The sequence below is a fragment of the Paenibacillus terrae genome, assembly GCF_005217525.1.
GTDB classification, from domain to species: Bacteria; Bacillota; Bacilli; order Paenibacillales; family Paenibacillaceae; genus Paenibacillus; species Paenibacillus terrae_C.
Genome location: NZ_PNXQ01000014.1, coordinates 313,769 through 329,320, shown reverse-complemented (window position 1 = coordinate 329,320; position 15,552 = coordinate 313,769). Strand labels below are relative to the sequence as shown.

At 51.3% G+C, this 15,552-nt stretch carries 15 protein-coding genes and 1 pseudogene; 2 read left to right on the top strand and 14 right to left on the bottom strand.

Annotated features, from left to right (window positions below; translation table 11 throughout):
* Positions 1-86 precede the first annotated feature (86 nt).
* Positions 87-917: a DegV family protein gene (locus tag C1I60_RS16280; protein WP_137062677.1), complete on the bottom strand. Its 831-nt coding sequence runs from the start codon at positions 915-917 to the stop codon at positions 87-89.
* Positions 918-938: 21 nt separating this feature from the next.
* The gene (locus C1I60_RS16275; protein WP_137062676.1) at positions 939-1,376 is read right to left on the bottom strand and encodes a MarR family winged helix-turn-helix transcriptional regulator; all 438 of its coding nucleotides are present in this window, start codon (positions 1,374-1,376) and stop codon (positions 939-941) included.
* 127 nt (positions 1,377-1,503) lie between these two features.
* Between C1I60_RS16275 and C1I60_RS16270 the strand changes: the two genes are divergently transcribed.
* A complete protein-coding gene (locus C1I60_RS16270) occupies positions 1,504-1,971 on the top strand; it encodes a GNAT family N-acetyltransferase (RefSeq protein WP_137062675.1) in 468 nt (155 codons plus the stop codon).
* Positions 1,972-2,099: 128 nt separating this feature from the next.
* Here C1I60_RS16270 and C1I60_RS16265 read toward each other — a convergent pair whose 3' ends face one another.
* From C1I60_RS16265 to C1I60_RS16210, 12 genes and pseudogenes are all read right to left on the bottom strand, one after another.
* On the bottom strand, positions 2,100-2,681 hold the full coding sequence (locus tag C1I60_RS16265) for an NAD(P)H-dependent oxidoreductase (protein ID WP_137062674.1): 582 nt from the start codon (positions 2,679-2,681) through the stop codon (positions 2,100-2,102).
* 72 nt (positions 2,682-2,753) lie between these two features.
* The gene (locus C1I60_RS16260; RefSeq protein WP_137062673.1) at positions 2,754-3,176 is read right to left on the bottom strand and encodes a MarR family winged helix-turn-helix transcriptional regulator; all 423 of its coding nucleotides are present in this window, start codon (positions 3,174-3,176) and stop codon (positions 2,754-2,756) included.
* A 198-nt stretch (positions 3,177-3,374) separates the two neighbouring features.
* A pseudogene (locus C1I60_RS16255) lies at positions 3,375-3,824 on the bottom strand (beta/alpha barrel domain-containing protein); the annotation flags it as partial.
* A gap of 265 nt (positions 3,825-4,089) precedes the next feature.
* The gene (locus tag C1I60_RS16250; RefSeq protein WP_137062671.1) at positions 4,090-5,277 is read right to left on the bottom strand and encodes an anhydro-N-acetylmuramic acid kinase; all 1,188 of its coding nucleotides are present in this window, start codon (positions 5,275-5,277) and stop codon (positions 4,090-4,092) included.
* Positions 5,274-6,944, bottom strand: a complete 1,671-nt coding sequence (gene nagZ / locus C1I60_RS16245) for a beta-N-acetylhexosaminidase (protein ID WP_137062828.1) — start codon at positions 6,942-6,944, stop codon at positions 5,274-5,276. Before nagZ ends, C1I60_RS16250 begins: the two co-directional genes overlap by 4 nt.
* A gap of 187 nt (positions 6,945-7,131) precedes the next feature.
* Entirely contained in the window at positions 7,132-8,220 is a 1,089-nt protein-coding gene (locus C1I60_RS16240; protein ID WP_353505569.1) for a DUF1343 domain-containing protein, read from the bottom strand.
* Between the two features lie 80 nt (positions 8,221-8,300).
* Entirely contained in the window at positions 8,301-9,002 is a 702-nt protein-coding gene (locus tag C1I60_RS16235) for a hypothetical protein (RefSeq protein ID WP_212734479.1), read from the bottom strand.
* Between the two features lie 62 nt (positions 9,003-9,064).
* Entirely contained in the window at positions 9,065-10,171 is a 1,107-nt protein-coding gene (locus tag C1I60_RS16230) for an ABC transporter ATP-binding protein (RefSeq protein WP_137062669.1), read from the bottom strand.
* 126 nt (positions 10,172-10,297) lie between these two features.
* Complete coding sequence (locus tag C1I60_RS16225) at positions 10,298-11,131, bottom strand: carbohydrate ABC transporter permease (RefSeq protein WP_137062668.1); 834 nt, start codon at positions 11,129-11,131, stop codon at positions 10,298-10,300.
* Between the two features lie 20 nt (positions 11,132-11,151).
* Positions 11,152-12,063, bottom strand: a complete 912-nt coding sequence (locus C1I60_RS16220) for a carbohydrate ABC transporter permease (protein WP_137062667.1) — start codon at positions 12,061-12,063, stop codon at positions 11,152-11,154.
* Between the two features lie 18 nt (positions 12,064-12,081).
* Positions 12,082-13,434, bottom strand: coding sequence for an ABC transporter substrate-binding protein (locus tag C1I60_RS16215; protein ID WP_137062666.1), 1,353 nt, complete (start codon positions 13,432-13,434; stop codon positions 12,082-12,084).
* Positions 13,435-13,499: 65 nt separating this feature from the next.
* Complete coding sequence (locus tag C1I60_RS16210; RefSeq protein WP_137062665.1) at positions 13,500-14,342, bottom strand: MurR/RpiR family transcriptional regulator; 843 nt, start codon at positions 14,340-14,342, stop codon at positions 13,500-13,502.
* A 240-nt stretch (positions 14,343-14,582) separates the two neighbouring features.
* On the opposite strand from C1I60_RS16210, the gene C1I60_RS16205 reads away from it, so the two are divergent.
* Positions 14,583-15,551 (top strand): N-acetylglucosamine kinase, encoded by a 969-nt coding sequence (locus tag C1I60_RS16205; RefSeq protein ID WP_137062664.1) that lies wholly within the window; start codon positions 14,583-14,585, stop codon positions 15,549-15,551.
* Position 15,552 lies beyond the last annotated feature (1 nt).

Genomic DNA, 15,552 nt, shown 5'->3' with positions numbered 1-15,552 from the left:
TCAGCATGTCAAAAAGGCTTACCCCAACTCAGGCTCGAATTGGCATAAACCTTTATTTAATAAGAGAGTATCATTCATCCAATAGCTTAAAACGCCATAATAATTCCTTTGTCATTGGCATACATCGAACTGATTCCTCTGGTGGACACAATCAGAATATCCTTAAATTGATAGCGGTTCTTTAACGCATTCATTAGCTTCTCCGCAAGCCCGGGATTATTACAATGGGTAATCACAATGCTTTCCCCCTCGGTAGCCCGACCACTCTTTTCAATCGTATCTGTCAGCTTTTCAATGATTTGATTTTGACCACGCGCTTGGGTAAACAATGCGATATTTCCGTCACCGTCTGAACCCAAAATGGGTCTGATATGCAGGAATGAAAGTATCTTTCCCGTAATTTTATTCATTCGTCCGTTCTTCACCAAATTATCCAGGTTCTCTAGCACAAAATAGGTTTTCATCTTCGTGATAAAGCTTTCCAGTGAAGAAATAATCTCTCCTTTATGATACCCCTCGTCGATCAGCTTGCGTAATTTTAGAGCTAACAATATTTGTCCAGCCGACGCGCTTTTCGAATCGAATACATGAACATCAGCCCCTTCTTCCTCCGCCATATCCTTACCAACCAATGCACTTGAATACGAACTGGACAGATTGCTGGATATTGTAATGGCAAAAGAAGTATGCTCACCTTGAAATGCTTCCTTATACAGCATAGGTGACGGTGAAGCCGATCCGATCTTGGTTGTACAGGCTTTCATTTCTTCCATAAACTGAGGTAAATCTAGCGTTTCATCATCTATAAAGCATTTTTCTCCCAAAGTCATGTTTAACGGGATCGTCGTGATTTTCATTTCTTCTCTAAGCTCTGTCGTTAAGTCACAGCAGCTATCTGCTATTATTTTATACTTCATCCTGTACACCCTCACATTATGTTATTTTTCAGTTGAATCCGCATTCATGATATTTATGGAAAGCTCGATCAATCGTATAAATTCCTTGACATCGTCCTCACCCAAACCCTCTACCAGTGCTTCAAAATAGCCCTCAATTCTCTCTTGTTTTTGTTTAATCAGGGATGCACCTTCTGATGTGAGCCTTACACACATTCGTCGTCTGTCATGCTCAGACATTTCCATGGTCACATAACCTTTTTTTCTTAAGGCCGTAAGCGCTGCCGTAATTCTTGATCTGGATACATGCAGGTGGTCACTGAGTAAGGATGGGTTAATTTCATCATCTTGATGCTGAACTAAATATTGAAGCACATGGTTTTCCCCTTGGATAAGCTCCGTCAGGCTGCTGAATAATTCCATGTCATAAATCCGGTTAACGGATTCTCTCAAATCATCCCTTAATTCATAATCTTTCATAGTGAACCTCCGTAAAACGCATAATACATATAGTTAACTATTAATACTATGTACTATAATGAATTGCTGACGATAATAACAATGAATTATTTGTGAATTTTAATACATAGAGGAGTTGTTACATTAGATGAAACCATTTACTCTTCGCCAATCCCAAAATTCCGATGTTGAAACCATTGCTCATTTACGGGCCACTGTACTGCGTAACGATTTAACCAGGTTAGGGAGATTTGATGAAGAAAAAGTTCGTCAACGCTTCCGTGATGCATTCGACTCTGTACATACCTGGATCATCGAAGTAGATTCTTCTTTTGTTGGTTGCATAGCTTTTAAACCGACGTTAGACGGTTATTTATTGGAGCATTTTTATATTCACCCCAATTACCAAGGTAAAGGAGTCGGAAATCAAGTATTAAGTAATCTGCTTGAACAAAATGATGTAAAAGGAAAACGTGTAACCTTAAATGTCCTGCAAGGAAGCTCTGCCAGACGTCTTTATGAACGGTTTGGTTTTAAAGTTGAAAGCGAGGATCCTATTGACGTTTACATGTCCTTAATCGTAGAGGGACATTCCAAAACCGTCGAAGGATATTAGCATCTATATAAAACTGAACTTAAAAATTTCATGTAATTGCCACTGCGCATTCGGAGTCAGCTTATATAGAAGAAAAGGCCAACCAGTAAATGCTGGTTGACCTCATCATTTGAAGACTGGCTTATATTTTACAGTACCGATTTGACGGTGTCTTGAACCTGCTTCAACAGTCCTTTATATCCATCTTCATCAAGGTAGCCGATACTTCCAAATAGTAAATGACCCACGGATTCAATTCCAACGAAATCAAAAATTCCTGTATCCGAAGTGATTTTCAATCCTGCCGTCATCCCGATTCCATCGTAAATTTCATTCGGTGTACCATGTGTATTTACAATAAAACCTTTTTTGCCTGTAAGAAGCTTATTAATCCCTTCCGGACCAGACGTATATGCAAAGCCGTATGCAAATACACGATCAACGTAACCTTTCAGGATAGCAGGAAGACCTGTCCACCAAATCGGAGAAATAAACGTGATCGTATCGGACTGCGAAATGTATTCCTGTTCTACTTTAATATCAGCTGGAGTTTGCCCAGCTCTCATAGCGGCAGTATCCTCAGTTTTTAATACAGGTTGAAAATCAAGGGCATATAGATCGCGTATAACGACTTCGTCACCTTTTTCTTTCAAGGTATTTACAACAGTTTCCAGTATCGCGTGATTGAAACTTTCAGCGTTAGAGTGAGCATAAACGATAAGATGTTTCATTTTAATTACCTCCAGATGTTTTTATGTTATTTTGAATTTAATATAGATATCTATACATTAATTTAAAAAAATTTATAATCTGTTTTTTACATGTTCCAGCAGATACTCCAGTTGTTCTTTTTCTTCGTCTTTGAGACCACCATAAATGGTTTCTTTTAATCTATTGGAGATCACTTCAAATACAGGCTCCAGCTCTTTCCCCTTATCGGTCAGATATATCAGGGTTACTCTGCTATCCTCCCTTTCTTTTTTTCTTTCGACATACCCCAGCCTCACTAGCTTGTCGATCAGAACCGTGACTGTGGGCTGCTGACGAGAAATTTTTTGCGTCAATTCTTTAATAGAAAGCCCGTCCTTTTGATAGAGGAACATTAATATTCCACCATGGGAAGGAACAATCCCTTCAACTCCATAGGATTCGAGTTCAGACACAATCAATTTATTGATCGAGTCTCTGATCGTTCCTATCAGTGCAGCTGCGTTATTTTTTAACATACTAGCATTATTACATAGACATCTATATATATCAAGTATTTTTGTCAGTCTTATCTGGTTTTAAGTTTAACGTATGAATGCTCTCATCTCACAGACGCATTAAAAAGCCAAAATACCCATAGTTCATTAATGACTTTGAGTATTTTGGCTTACATTGTTTAATTATGAAATTAAGGGGTATTCGAGGCATGAGATACATTAGAAGAGCATTTTAAGCGCCTCTAGAGTGAACGTTTGAAGATCATGAATTCGACCTTCACGTATTTTCGTAACCCATGCAGGATCGCTCAATAGCGTGCGCCCAACGGCTACAAGGTCAAATTCATTGTTGTCCAGCCGTTCCAGAAGTTCATTAATATCTTTGTGTCCTGCCCCTTTCCCTTCCGTATAAAGACTAACAAATTCTTCATCCAAACCTACAGAGCCAACAGTAATCGTAGTTTTCCCAGTCAGTTTCTTCACCCATCCGGCAAAGCTCAGATCGGAACCTTCAAATTCTTGCACCCAAAAGCGACGCGTCGGGCAATGGAAGATGTCTACGCCCGCTTGTACTAACACACTCAGGAATTGTTCCAGTTTGTCAGGTGTATCGAACGGTTTCGCATTATAATCACTCATTTTCCATTGGGATAGACGCATCGCAATAGGGTCTTATCTGACACTTAGCTAAAGGTGAAATCCTGCGAATCCATGAGCCTAAGTGAGAAAACCAAATCATATTGAGGGAGTTTAAAGAGATCCATTAGAACTGTGGAAAACGATAAGTCTTTATTCATCCGTCTACCTCGGAATGTATGGCCATTCATCACCGGGGGATTCGGTAACCTCTATTCCTATTGACGAGTATCCTGCGGATATTGAGCCAGCAAAATAAACAGACGCCGCCCTGACAGGACGACGTTGTTATGTTCCATTAGGGGAAGGCCAGCTTCCCCATAACGGTAGGGCGTTCCGCTCCGGTGGCGGAAGGCAGATTATTGCAGAGACCGTGCATAAAATCGTTGCCGAGCAGCGCGAAAATAACGGCTTCTTTGGCATCGTCGCTCACTCCGAGCGCCCCCGAAGTCAGCACCTTCTGCTCCGGCAGCAGGCGCTCCAGCATAGCCAGCAGCGTGCGGTTATGCGCGCCTCCGCCGCTGACGATCACTTCATCCATCCGGCACACCGGAAACACATGGCGGCGATAGCCGTCGGCGATCGTACGAGCGGTAAAGGCGGTGGCTGTTGCCACCATATCCGCACCGTCAAGCCCGTGCTGCCGGGCCGAAGCTACGAACTGCCGGGCATAGTCTTTGCCGAATATTTCCCGGCCCGTCGACTTCGGCGGCTTCCGGGCGAAATAGGGATGCTCCAGCATTTCTGATACCAGCGTCCCGTCGGGCTGGCCCTGCAATGCCCAAGCTCCGTCCTCGTCGTAGGACAAGCGGCCATCCGTCAGCAGGTGCACCACCTGATCAATAACCATGTTGCCTGGACCGGTATCGAACGCGAAGACCTGTTCAGGAGTGCACGAAGGCGGCAATATGGTGCAGTTGCCGATACCACCGATATTCTGGAGCAGCCGTCCTTTTTCAGGATGCCGGAAGAGGATCAGGTCGCCGTACGGAACCAGCGGCGCTCCCTGGCCACCGACGGCCATGTCAGCCGGGCGGAAGTCCCCGACAACATACCTGCCCGTTCGTTTGGCCAGCACGGACAAATCTCCAAGCTGCAAGGTGGAACGGAGCAGATGGGGATCATGGCCGGCTTTTTCCGGGATATGCCAGACGGTCTGTCCATGGGAGCTGATCAAGTCGATCTCTTCCATCTCCATTCCGGCCCCGCGCACCGCCTCAATTGCCGCTTCGGCAAACCGTTCGGCCAAATAGACATTCATGCCGCATACCAGCTCTACCGATGAATGCTCCACGGTGCACAGCAACTTGAGCCGCTCACGGAGCGCAGCTTCATAAGGCACGCTGTGATAATGCAGCAGCTTCACCCGCGCACCCATTCCACAGCCTTCAATAGACACCACTGCGGCATCAATACCGTCCAGCGAGGTGCCAGACATCAAGCCGACTACAGTGGCATTAGTTTTGTTCCAGAGTGGACCGATCATAGGCTCATTCCCCACCCCGCCGGATAGTCGGAGCCCAGTGAGACTGGCAGCCGCCCGCGGAAAGGAATTTCCCCGAGCAGCGCTTTGGCCGCGCTCTCCAGTGCGAGCGGACGACTCTCGTAAACGGCGGCATAGACCTGCACGCCCGGCATGACGAGCAGGTCATACGGATTGCGCAGTGCGACGACGGCCATTGGCTTGCCGAGCGTCTGCAATGCTTCGGCCAGCTTGGCCTGCGCGGGATTAAACCTGGCGTTGTAGGTGCCGAGCACAATCTGACCGATTTCCTCCGCAGCGGCTACCGCCAGCAGTTCTGCGCTGTACTGTGCGAATTGATCGGACGGAATGACGCGGTCTTCGCAAGCCAGGCCATGCTTGCTCAGCGCCGTACCAAGGCCAGGAGCAGGCGCGAAGGATTCATCGACCTGCGTGGCGACCATCGGAGCAGCCGTAATCACCAACGTGCGCAACCGCCGCAGGGGCAGCACTGGCGCATCGTTGCGAACCAGCGTCACGCTGGCTTCGCTGATCCGCCTCGCCACCTCCAGGTGTGCTGCGGTTCCGCAGCGTGCCAGGCCGGATAACGCCTGGCCTGCTGCACCGCCGCCCCCAAGCAGACCGCGCTTCGCCTTCAGGGCCAGCAGTCGGCGCACCGACACATCGAGGCGTGCCTCGCTCAGCCGTCCCTCCGCTACCGCCCGGCCGATCGCCGCAATGGCGGCAAGCTGGCGGTCGGCGCGGTGGCTGATCAGGATCATGTCCGCGCCCGCTTCAATCGCCATTACGGATGCTTCCACTGTTCCGTAATGTTCAGCGATCGCATTCATTTCCATGCAATCGGTCATAATGATGCCTTCAAAACCAAGCTCCTCGCGCAACAGTCCGGTCAATACCGTCTTCGACAGGGTAACGGGCAACTTCTCCGGCTCCAGCGCCGGAAAATAAATATGCGCCGACATCATGGCATCCACCCCTTCAGCGATTGCCAGTCTGAACGGCATCAATTCCACCTGCTCCATCCGTATCCGATCATGCGGCACCGTCGGCAGATCCAGATGGGAATCGACGGCGGTATCGCCATGGCCGGGAAAATGCTTCGCCGTAGCGGCAACACCGGCATCCTGGAACCCGCGCAACGTTGCCGCTCCGAAATCGGCCACGCGCTGTGGCAACTCCCCGAAGGAGCGGACTCCGATTACCGGATTGTCCGCATTATTGTTGACATCCATCACCGGAGCATAGTTCAGATTGATGCCCATTGCCGCCAGCTCGTTCCCGCTGACAAAAGCGGCATCATATGCATCGGCTTCCGACCCTGCTGCGGCAATTGCCATTCCGCCAGGCATTAGAGCAACACCCTCGGTAATCCGCGCCACCATGCCGCCTTCCTGGTCAATGGATATAAAAAGCGGTGGCGTCCCGCCCTCCAGAGCCGCACGCTGCAACGACGCCGTCAGCCGTGCCACCTGCTCCGGCGACTCCACATTGCGGGCGAAATAGATAATTCCCCCGATTTTGCCGGTTGCGACAAGCTCCCGAACTTTATCCGTCAGGACAGTTCCTTCAAAGCCGCACATTAACATTTGGCCGATTTTGTCCGCAAGGCTCATGTCAGCGAGGATCGCATCGGGATCATCCCCCGTCCCCCCAGTGTTGCGCAAATCCATATTCACAGCCGCTCCTCCCTTCGCTTCAATAATATCGTCCAGCCTCGCGTCTTAATATCGTTCAGTCTTTCGCCCCAATATCGTCGGTCGTCTCGCCCATCCGGCTCTGTATCTTCCCAATGTGCTTCAATGTATGTTTCCCCGCGTTACCACGCCTTCCGCTTCAGCCGCCGTATTCGCCATTCGCTCAGGTATAGAGCAGATACGGGCGAGCCAGCTCCTTCCAAGCTGCACTGTCCTGCCCCCAGGATACTTGAATATCGCGCAGACCCGCTGCCGACGCGATGGAGCGGCGCACCTCTTCGCCTCCAGTCAGCAGGTCGATGAAATATCTGGAGCCTTCCTGCGGCGGGGCCAGCCAGCGGAATGCCTGCGGGTACAGGGCGTTGACCTCGTGCAGCAGCAACAGCCCTGTATTTACGGATTCGTAACGCTGCGGATCGGTAATGAACAACCGCACGCCGCCGCACAATTCCCCCTGATACTTGGAAAAGGCCGGGGTAGCATATACAGGGTGCACATGCACCCCCGGCAGTCGGTGCTTGTTCATGGATTCGGACAGACGAGCGCCATCCAGCCAAGGCGCACCGATCCACTCGAAAGGGCGGGTGGTGCCACGTCCCTCGGATAGATTGGTCCCTTCAAAAAAACAGGTTCCCCCATAAGCTCTGACCGTCTCTAGGGTCGGCATATTCGGCGAGGGCAGCATCCAGGGCAGCCCCGTGTCTGTATATTGCATGCTGCGGCTCCAGCCCTCAAGTGGAATCACGTCGAGATCGCAGCCCAGCCCTTTCAGATCGTTGACCATTCGCGCCAGTTCTCCAAGAGTCCTTCCGGTGCGGATCGGCATTGACCATGCGCCAACCATGGATTCATAACCTTCCTGCAACAGTCCGCCTTCGCAGACGATGCCGCCCAGCGGATTGGGACGGTCGAGGATAAGCAGACTTTTGCCATTCTCGGCGCAGGCTTCCATTATATACAGCATGGTGGAAACATACGTATAGAAGCGCATCCCGAGGTCCTGCACATCAAAAACCAGCGTATCCAGGCCGACCAGCATGTCGGGGGTAGGCTTTTTATGTCTGCCATACAGGCTGTATACCGGAAGCCCCAGTACAGCATCCCGTTCATCTTCGAACTTCACACCTGCCTGATACTGCCCGTGTATGCCATGCTCGCAGGCAAAAAGAGCTATCAGCCTAGACGATGCCAGTCCGCGGCAGACCTCGGCGGTGGAACGGAAATCCGCCGTAATCCCGGTCGGATTGGTCACCAACCCGATCCGCCGCCCCTCCAGCAGCGGGTGTGCCAGCCCCGCGGCCAGCCGGTCCGCCCCGCTGCGCACGCGGGCACTCATCGCAGGCTCCCACCCGCCATTCCGGCGCCAGTCTCCGCCGCTTCCCCAGCTTCGTTGTCCTCATCCGGGTGCAGCACATTATAAGCCGCTTTATGCAGGTAAACGGCAAGCACGCCGTTGTACAAAGCAGCAAAACCGACAACCGTGACGGCCAACATCACACTGACGCACAGTGCTTGAAAAAAAGCACCTATCGTATAAGCCGGATGGCGCAAGAACAGCTTTACGCTCTCTCCCATCGCCTTGAAGATACCCAGCTTCTGCTGGATGACAAGCTGGAGCGTATAGAACTGGGAGACAAATACCATGGCGACAAAATACGTCTGGATGATCGCAATCATCCGGCTCAGCATCCCTTCGCGTCCCCCGTAATACCACCAGGTGGACCACAAAATGAGCACCAGCAACGAACAGAGCAGCCCGAATACCGCCGCAGGTGCAAAGCCGCGCCACGCCCCCCGGAACATCTCCAGCACTGCGAACTTCTTCCCCTCCGTTCTCCGGTGATAGGCATAAAACGCACCGAACACCAAAGGCATATAAATGAGCGGAAACAGGATAAACGCAAAGGCAAGCGGCGCGAACAGGACGACCGGCACCAGCACGGCCGAGCCAGCGAGGCTGAGCAGTGTAATCGGTATAATCTCCCTGAACGCCTCTGTTCCTGTGCGAACCAAAACGTCATTCAGCTTGCGCATGATTGTCTCCCCCTTTTATCATAGCAGTCCAGCTTGCTTTTAACGGCTGCCGAGTTGTCCGACTACCAGAGAATTCTGTCCTCCGTCACCGGATCGAAGTAACGCGCTTTGGCCAGATCGAGAATAAACGGCTTATCCAGCCCATTGTACGCCTTGGTCTCCGGATGCACCTTGGCGGTAACCAATCTTTCGCCTACGTGAAAATAGACCAGGTTCTCGGAGCCAAGATGCTCCACAACCTTGATATGTGCATTCAGCCGGTGCTCAGCGGAAACGCCCGGCGCAAAGTCCTCGCCGTAAATATGCTCCGGGCGGATGCCGAGAATGACCTCGCCGCTTTCATATCCTTGAAGTCCCGTGGCGGCATCCTGCGGCAGCTGGAACTCTCCGCCGGATATGAACAAGCGGCCCCGCTCCACGCGGGCATTGATGAAGTTCATAGCCGGGGAGCCGATAAAACCGGCCACGAACATATTTTTTGGGTTAGCATACAACTCTGTCGGTGAGGCAATCTGCTGAATGACGCCTTTGTTCATGACGACGATCCGTTCGCCCAGGGTCATTGCCTCCACCTGATCATGAGTGACATATACGATGGTTGCGCCAAGCCGCTTATGAAGCTCGCCCAGTTCGACCCGCATCTGAATGCGCAGCTTGGCATCCAGGTTGGAGAGAGGTTCATCGAACAGGAACACCTGCGGATCGCGCACAATCGCACGGCCTACGGCGACCCGCTGACGCTGCCCGCCGGACAACTCGCGCGGCTTGCGCTCTAGCATATCCTCCAACCCAAGGATCGTTGCCGCTTCCCGGACCTTTTGCTCGATATAATCCTTCGGTTTCTTCAGATTGCGCAGGCCAAAGGACAGGTTCTCGCGGATCGTCATGTGCGGGTACAGCGCATAATCCTGGAACACCATCGCGATGTCGCGGTCCTTGGGGTGGAGATTGTTGACGATGCGGTCGCCGATGATGATATCACCGCTCGTCTGCTGCTCAAGGCCCGCTATCATCCGCAGCGAGGTCGTTTTGCCGCAGCCCGACGGACCGACAAACACAACAAATTCTTTATCTTGAATAACAAAATCAGAGCCCGCCACCGCTGTAAAAGCCTGCTTGTTCTGATCGTTAAATTGTTTGCGCACATTGCGGAATTCAACACGTGCCATAGCCTTTCCCCCTTTAAGTTCCCCCACAAAAACTTACACATGGACATTGTCAAAATCGCGGGAGCGGCATCCATGCCGTTTTATCACCATGCCGTTCTCCCATACAAGCAAAGCCTGACCGCCGCTTCAGCCTTTTACCGCTCCGATAGTAATTCCCTGCAGGAAATACCGCTGCAGCGAGAAAAACAAGATAAGCATCGGCAGCGCGCCAACCGTCGCCCCGGCCATAATCGCTCCAAAGTCTGTCGATTCGGCAAAGACGAAGGAAGCCAGGCCCACCTGGATCGTCCGCATCTCCGTCGAATTCGTTATCAGAAACGGCCAGAAAAACTCGTTCCAGGAGGCCACAAAGGTGAAGATCGCCAGCACGGCCAGCCCCGGCTTGGCCATGGGCAGAATCACCTTCCAGAAGATACCGAACTCGCTACAGGCGTCAATTCGGGCCGCATGAATCAGCGAGGTCGGAAGCGAAGACATGTATTGCTTCATCAGAAAAATATTGCCGACCGTTACTGCGGTAGGCAGAATAATCGCGGTATAACTGTCACCAAGATTAAACACATTGACGATCAGAATATATAGCGGAATCAGCGTCACTTGCGCCGGAATCATCATCGTGCTGAGCAGCACCCAGAATACCGCATTGCTGCCGGGGAACTTCAGCTTGGAGAAGGCATACCCGGCCAGGGAAGCGAAAAACACGTTGGTTACGGTCAACACGGTGGAAATCAGCAGGGAGTTGAACAGCCAGCGCCAGGCTGCTGTTTTGGCAAAAAAACGCTCATACGGCGCAAACGACAGCGCCTCGGGAATCATCCGGGGCCGGAAGCTGGCCGTCGCCATCGAGTCCTGCACGGAGCCGATCAGCATCCAGTACAGCGGAATGATCGTTACGATCGCCCACACCACAAGGATGAGGGTCGCCACGGCCAGAAACACGGTTTTTGATCTGGTTTTCATGTAATGCTCACCCCTTCGCCCTAATACTCGACATCGCTCGAAAAGTATTTAAACTGGATGACAGAGACCAGGATAATCAGAAATGCCAGCACGAACGATTGGGCCGAAGCCAGGCCGAATTCATAAAATTCGAACGCCGTCTGGTAGATTAAATAGGCAATTGTCGTGGTCGCAAAGTTGGGGCCGCCTTGGGTCATCATATACACCGAAATAAATACCTGGAAGGAAGTAATTACTCCCGTAACGAGCAAATACAGCGTCGTCGGCTTCAGCAGTGGCCAGGTAATGCGTGTGAACTTGGTCCAGCCGCTGGCATGGTCAATGTCGGCAGCCTCATACAGCGATTTGGGCACCCCGCCCATGGAGGCCAGATACAAGATGATTCCTGCGCCGTGCGAGCCCAGCCAGTTCATCAGAATCAGGGAGAACAGCGCGGTTTTGGACTGGCCCAGCCAAATGACAGGATCGAAGCCGAACCAGCCGAGGAACCGGTTGAGCAGGCCCACATCGGTCGGGTCAAAAATGGCCAGCCAAACGATGGAGATCGTCACCCCGGAAGCTACCGCAGGCAGATACAGCGTTGCTTTGAAAAAAGTCTGCCATTTCGTCTTCATCTGGTAGATCAGATATGCAAGCACAAAGGTAATGATGATGTTCATCGGCACCGTGCACACCGTAAAGATGACCGTATTACGCATTGATTTCCAGAAGGTCGCATCCTGCACCAGCCGCTCGTAATTGTCCAGTCCGACCCAGGTTGAATCCATAATGTTGTACTGCTGAAAGCTCATGATCAGGGCGGAGACGACCGGATACAGTGTAAACACGAGAAACAGCAGGACGGGCGCCAAAATGAACAAGTATGCCCATCCGTATTCACGCCATAACCGCCCGGCGGAACTGCGCACCCGCTTTGGCGCGATTGTCGTCATCTTTTCCTCTCCTCCTGTCTATTTGCCGAGCATTTGCGTTCCTTTGCTCTTGAACTCCTCAGCGATTGCCTCCGGCGTTTTCTCTGAGGAATAGAGCGCCTGAAGGTTTGGTGTCACCACCTGCTCCTTGAACTGCTTCATTTTGGCGGCAGTTGCCGCATCAAGCTTCAGCGTGACCGGATTTACGATATGTTTGGCCATGGCCGCCGATGCCTTGATCGTCTCTTCCGAGCCGAGCGCCTTGCCAGCGAACAGGTCCGCCTGGGATTTACGCACAAATGGCAGCACCAGCTCATTGGAGGAATTTCCGGCTTTGGCATTGCTCAAGTATTCAAGCACTTGGAATGTATTTTTGGCATGCTGCTCGCCCTTGTCGTTTTTCTGTTTGAAGGCGATGTAGCCTTCCGCCCCCATCGTTGTCTTGGCCGGAGCATTGTCGTTATGCGGAACCGGCAGTAGCACAAAATCGATTTTTTCACCTTTTACCTTGCCGGAATCAATATCCTTGTTGCGGTTCTGGATCATGACGTCATAATACGGAATCGCTTTGGAAATAATCGCCGCCTGTCCGGCATAGAACATATCGGAGCGTTTGGCCGGGGCGATCGCCGCCGTTTCCTTCGGCATATATCCTTTATCCAGCAGCCCTTTGATGAAATTCAGCGTCTCGACGATTCGCTCGTCACCCCATTGGAACGCCCCGGACTCATCAAGAACATCAGGCATATTGTTGTTGCGGGAGAGCATTTCGATAAAATCAAGCGAGGTACCGTCCGTAACCAGCGGATATTGCTTTGAGCCGTCGTTCAAGGTTTTGGTCAGCTTGGCCGCCGCCTCGTTGAACTGTGACCAGGTCCAGCCTTCTTGCTGGATTTTGGCCCAATCAATACCCGCTTCCTCCAGAATGCGCTTGTTGCCTCCCCAAGCCCACTGGAACTGGTACAACGGAAGCCCGTACTGTTTGCCGCCAATCTGCGCAAGCTCCAGCGTTCCCGGCAGGTAATCAGTTTTGATGTCGTCGGTCATGTAGGGATCAAGTTTAAGGGCAAGACCGGTATTAACATACGTGCCGTCCACGCTGTGAAAATACAGGTCCGGCGGGCTGCCGGCGTTCAGGGCAACGTCAAATTTCTTCGGCCCCTCGGCCCAGGACAGCACTTCCGTCTTCACTGTAATGTTCGGATGCTCTTTTTGAAAATTGGCCACCATTTCTTTCAGATCATCTTCATATGTGCCGTGTACCGGATAGGTCCAGACTACAACGGTATCCTTGTCATCCGGGCTTTCGGCTTCTTTGTTTCCGCCCGATTTGCCGCAGGCGCTCATCAGCATCAGCACAACAACCATACAGAGCAACAGACTTTTTTTCATCGTTTCCTCTCCCTTTTGCATATGTTCTTGTTAATTGGCGGCAATGCTGCACTCTGCCCGAGGCGCTATAGCCGTTTGATTTGCTGCCTGCTTCTCTCCAGATAAGTGACGGACTGCTCGTAATTCCGGCTGGCTACAGCGAGATACAGAATGTCAACCAGATTGAGTTGGGTAATTCTCGACGCCATCGCTCCGCTGCGGATTTCATTTTCGGTGGCGGAGGTACACAGCGATATGTCTGCGTTCCGGCTTAATGTGGAATTGCCGTATTTGGCGATGCTGATCACAGTGCCGCCGTTCTCCTTGACGATGGACGCGGCGCGGATTACTTCTTTCGTCTCGCCGGAATACGAAATGCAGACAGCCGTATCTTCGATGGTTGCCGTTATGGCACTGGTAAGCTGCACATGCGGGTCGGCGAACGAAAAGCTCGTTTTGTTGATCCGCAAAAACTTCTGCTGGGCATCCATCGCGATGAGGTTTGAAGCACCCACTCCAAAAAAGTAAATCCGCTTCGCCCGGTCAATCGCCTCCACCGCCCGCTCCACCATCTCTTCATCCAGAATTTTCAGCGTATCGCGGATCGATTGGATGTTATTGTTCGATACATTCTGCATAATCGCGGCAATGGTATCGTTCGGACGAATTTCCTGATAGCCAACGATTCCTGGATCTCTTCCCTGTAAATCGCCAGCAACTTTGATTTTAAGCTCCTGATACCCCTTGAATCCGATCGTCTTGCACAGCCGGACAATGGCTGCCTGGCTTGAGCCGCTTTTTGCAGCCAGCTCAGCAATGGACAGATGGATCATCTCATCCGGATTCTGTAAAATATACGCGGCAATCTTGTGCTCAGATGGACTGAGCGATTCATGCAATTCCCGCAGACGAATTAAGCTGCCATTCATTGAAAGTAAGCACCTCCCTGATAAAGTGGTATTTTGCAAATGATGCTCGAAAAATACCTTCAAATTTAAATGTTAGATTAAATAACATGAACGGTTTATTATCCTTCCAAAACATTGGATTGAATTCATTATATGAGTAGTGAAATAAAATTTCAACTCATATTTTTCATGTGAAATTTTATTTTACTTTAAACGAAGTTTCCCCTATAATTAGAAAAAAATCAAAGTGGTGATTGATCGATGAAAGTGTATGTAGGCCTTGATGGAGGCGGCACAAAGACCGATGCAGCCGCTTTGGACGAACAAGGAGTCTTGCTGACCCGCTGTACCGGAGGGCCTTCGAATCCGCATAGCGTCGGATTCGAGGTAGCGCTTACAGAAGTCATGTCAGTTATTGACATAGTATCGGAACAATTACAGACTAAAATTGAAGATTGCGCTTCCATCTGTCTTGGTATGTCAGGTTTTGATACCAAGGAAGAATGTGATCTGCTTAAAAGCTCTGTTCAGCAGCATCTATCAGAACGTGGGCTTGTCCTTCCAGTGTTTGTGCGCTCCGAAGGAGAGATTGCCCTGATGGCCGCGCTCGGCAGCCGTTCCGGAGTGCTTATCATCTCAGGCACAGGCTCCATATGCTACGGTTATCTCCCTGACGGTTCCCGCCTACGCTCCGGCGGCTGGGGACATTATCTGGGCGATGAAGGCAGCGGTTACCAGGTCGGCCTGCGCACGCTGAAAGCGGTCATGCGCAGCTTCGACGCCGTTCATCCCCCGACCCTAATGACCGATATGATTATGCAGGAGTATGGATTTCAGCGGATTACCGACTTGAAGGGTTACATCTATAACCCGGCCCACAACAAAGCGCAGATCGCCGCATTCGCCAAAATCTGCATTCAGGCCGCCGCGCGAGGAGATGTTGCCGCCACTGGCATTCTTGCAAGCGAAGCCGAAGCGCTCGCGGATACGGTGGCAGCGCTGCTGCGCAGATCGCCCGTACTCCGGCAGGGGCTGGCCGTGCTCAGCGGCTCCATGTTCAGATACGCCCCGCTCTTCCGCGAAATGCTGTGCGGTAGACTGCAGGAGTCATTCGGTGGACTGGTTTTTGTTGACGGGAGCCAGGGAGCGCCGCCTTCGGTCGGAGCAGCGCGGCTGGCCCGCGAACTGGTGGACGGGCGGCAGGATGAACCCCCATCCACCTTGTTGTAGA

Coding starts and splice junctions, on each gene's coding strand:
- C1I60_RS16280 (WP_137062677.1), bottom strand. CDS start 917: ATGAAGTATAAAATAATAGCAGATAGCTGCTGTGACTTAACGACAGAG.
- C1I60_RS16270 (WP_137062675.1), top strand. CDS start 1,504: ATGAAACCATTTACTCTTCGCCAATCCCAAAATTCCGATGTTGAAACC.
- C1I60_RS16225 (WP_137062668.1), bottom strand. CDS start 11,131: ATGAAAACCAGATCAAAAACCGTGTTTCTGGCCGTGGCGACCCTCATC.
- C1I60_RS16205 (WP_137062664.1), top strand. CDS start 14,583: ATGAAAGTGTATGTAGGCCTTGATGGAGGCGGCACAAAGACCGATGCA.
- C1I60_RS16210 (WP_137062665.1), bottom strand. CDS start 14,342: ATGAATGGCAGCTTAATTCGTCTGCGGGAATTGCATGAATCGCTCAGT.
- C1I60_RS16265 (WP_137062674.1), bottom strand. CDS start 2,681: ATGAAACATCTTATCGTTTATGCTCACTCTAACGCTGAAAGTTTCAAT.
- nagZ (WP_137062828.1), bottom strand. CDS start 6,944: ATGGATTTGCGCAACACTGGGGGGACGGGGGATGATCCCGATGCGATC.
- C1I60_RS16260 (WP_137062673.1), bottom strand. CDS start 3,176: ATGTTAAAAAATAACGCAGCTGCACTGATAGGAACGATCAGAGACTCG.
- C1I60_RS16250 (WP_137062671.1), bottom strand. CDS start 5,277: ATGATCGGTCCACTCTGGAACAAAACTAATGCCACTGTAGTCGGCTTG.
- C1I60_RS16215 (WP_137062666.1), bottom strand. CDS start 13,434: ATGAAAAAAAGTCTGTTGCTCTGTATGGTTGTTGTGCTGATGCTGATG.
- C1I60_RS16275 (WP_137062676.1), bottom strand. CDS start 1,376: ATGAAAGATTATGAATTAAGGGATGATTTGAGAGAATCCGTTAACCGG.
- C1I60_RS16235 (WP_212734479.1), bottom strand. CDS start 9,002: ATGCGCAAGCTGAATGACGTTTTGGTTCGCACAGGAACAGAGGCGTTC.
- C1I60_RS16230 (WP_137062669.1), bottom strand. CDS start 10,171: ATGGCACGTGTTGAATTCCGCAATGTGCGCAAACAATTTAACGATCAG.
- C1I60_RS16220 (WP_137062667.1), bottom strand. CDS start 12,063: ATGACGACAATCGCGCCAAAGCGGGTGCGCAGTTCCGCCGGGCGGTTA.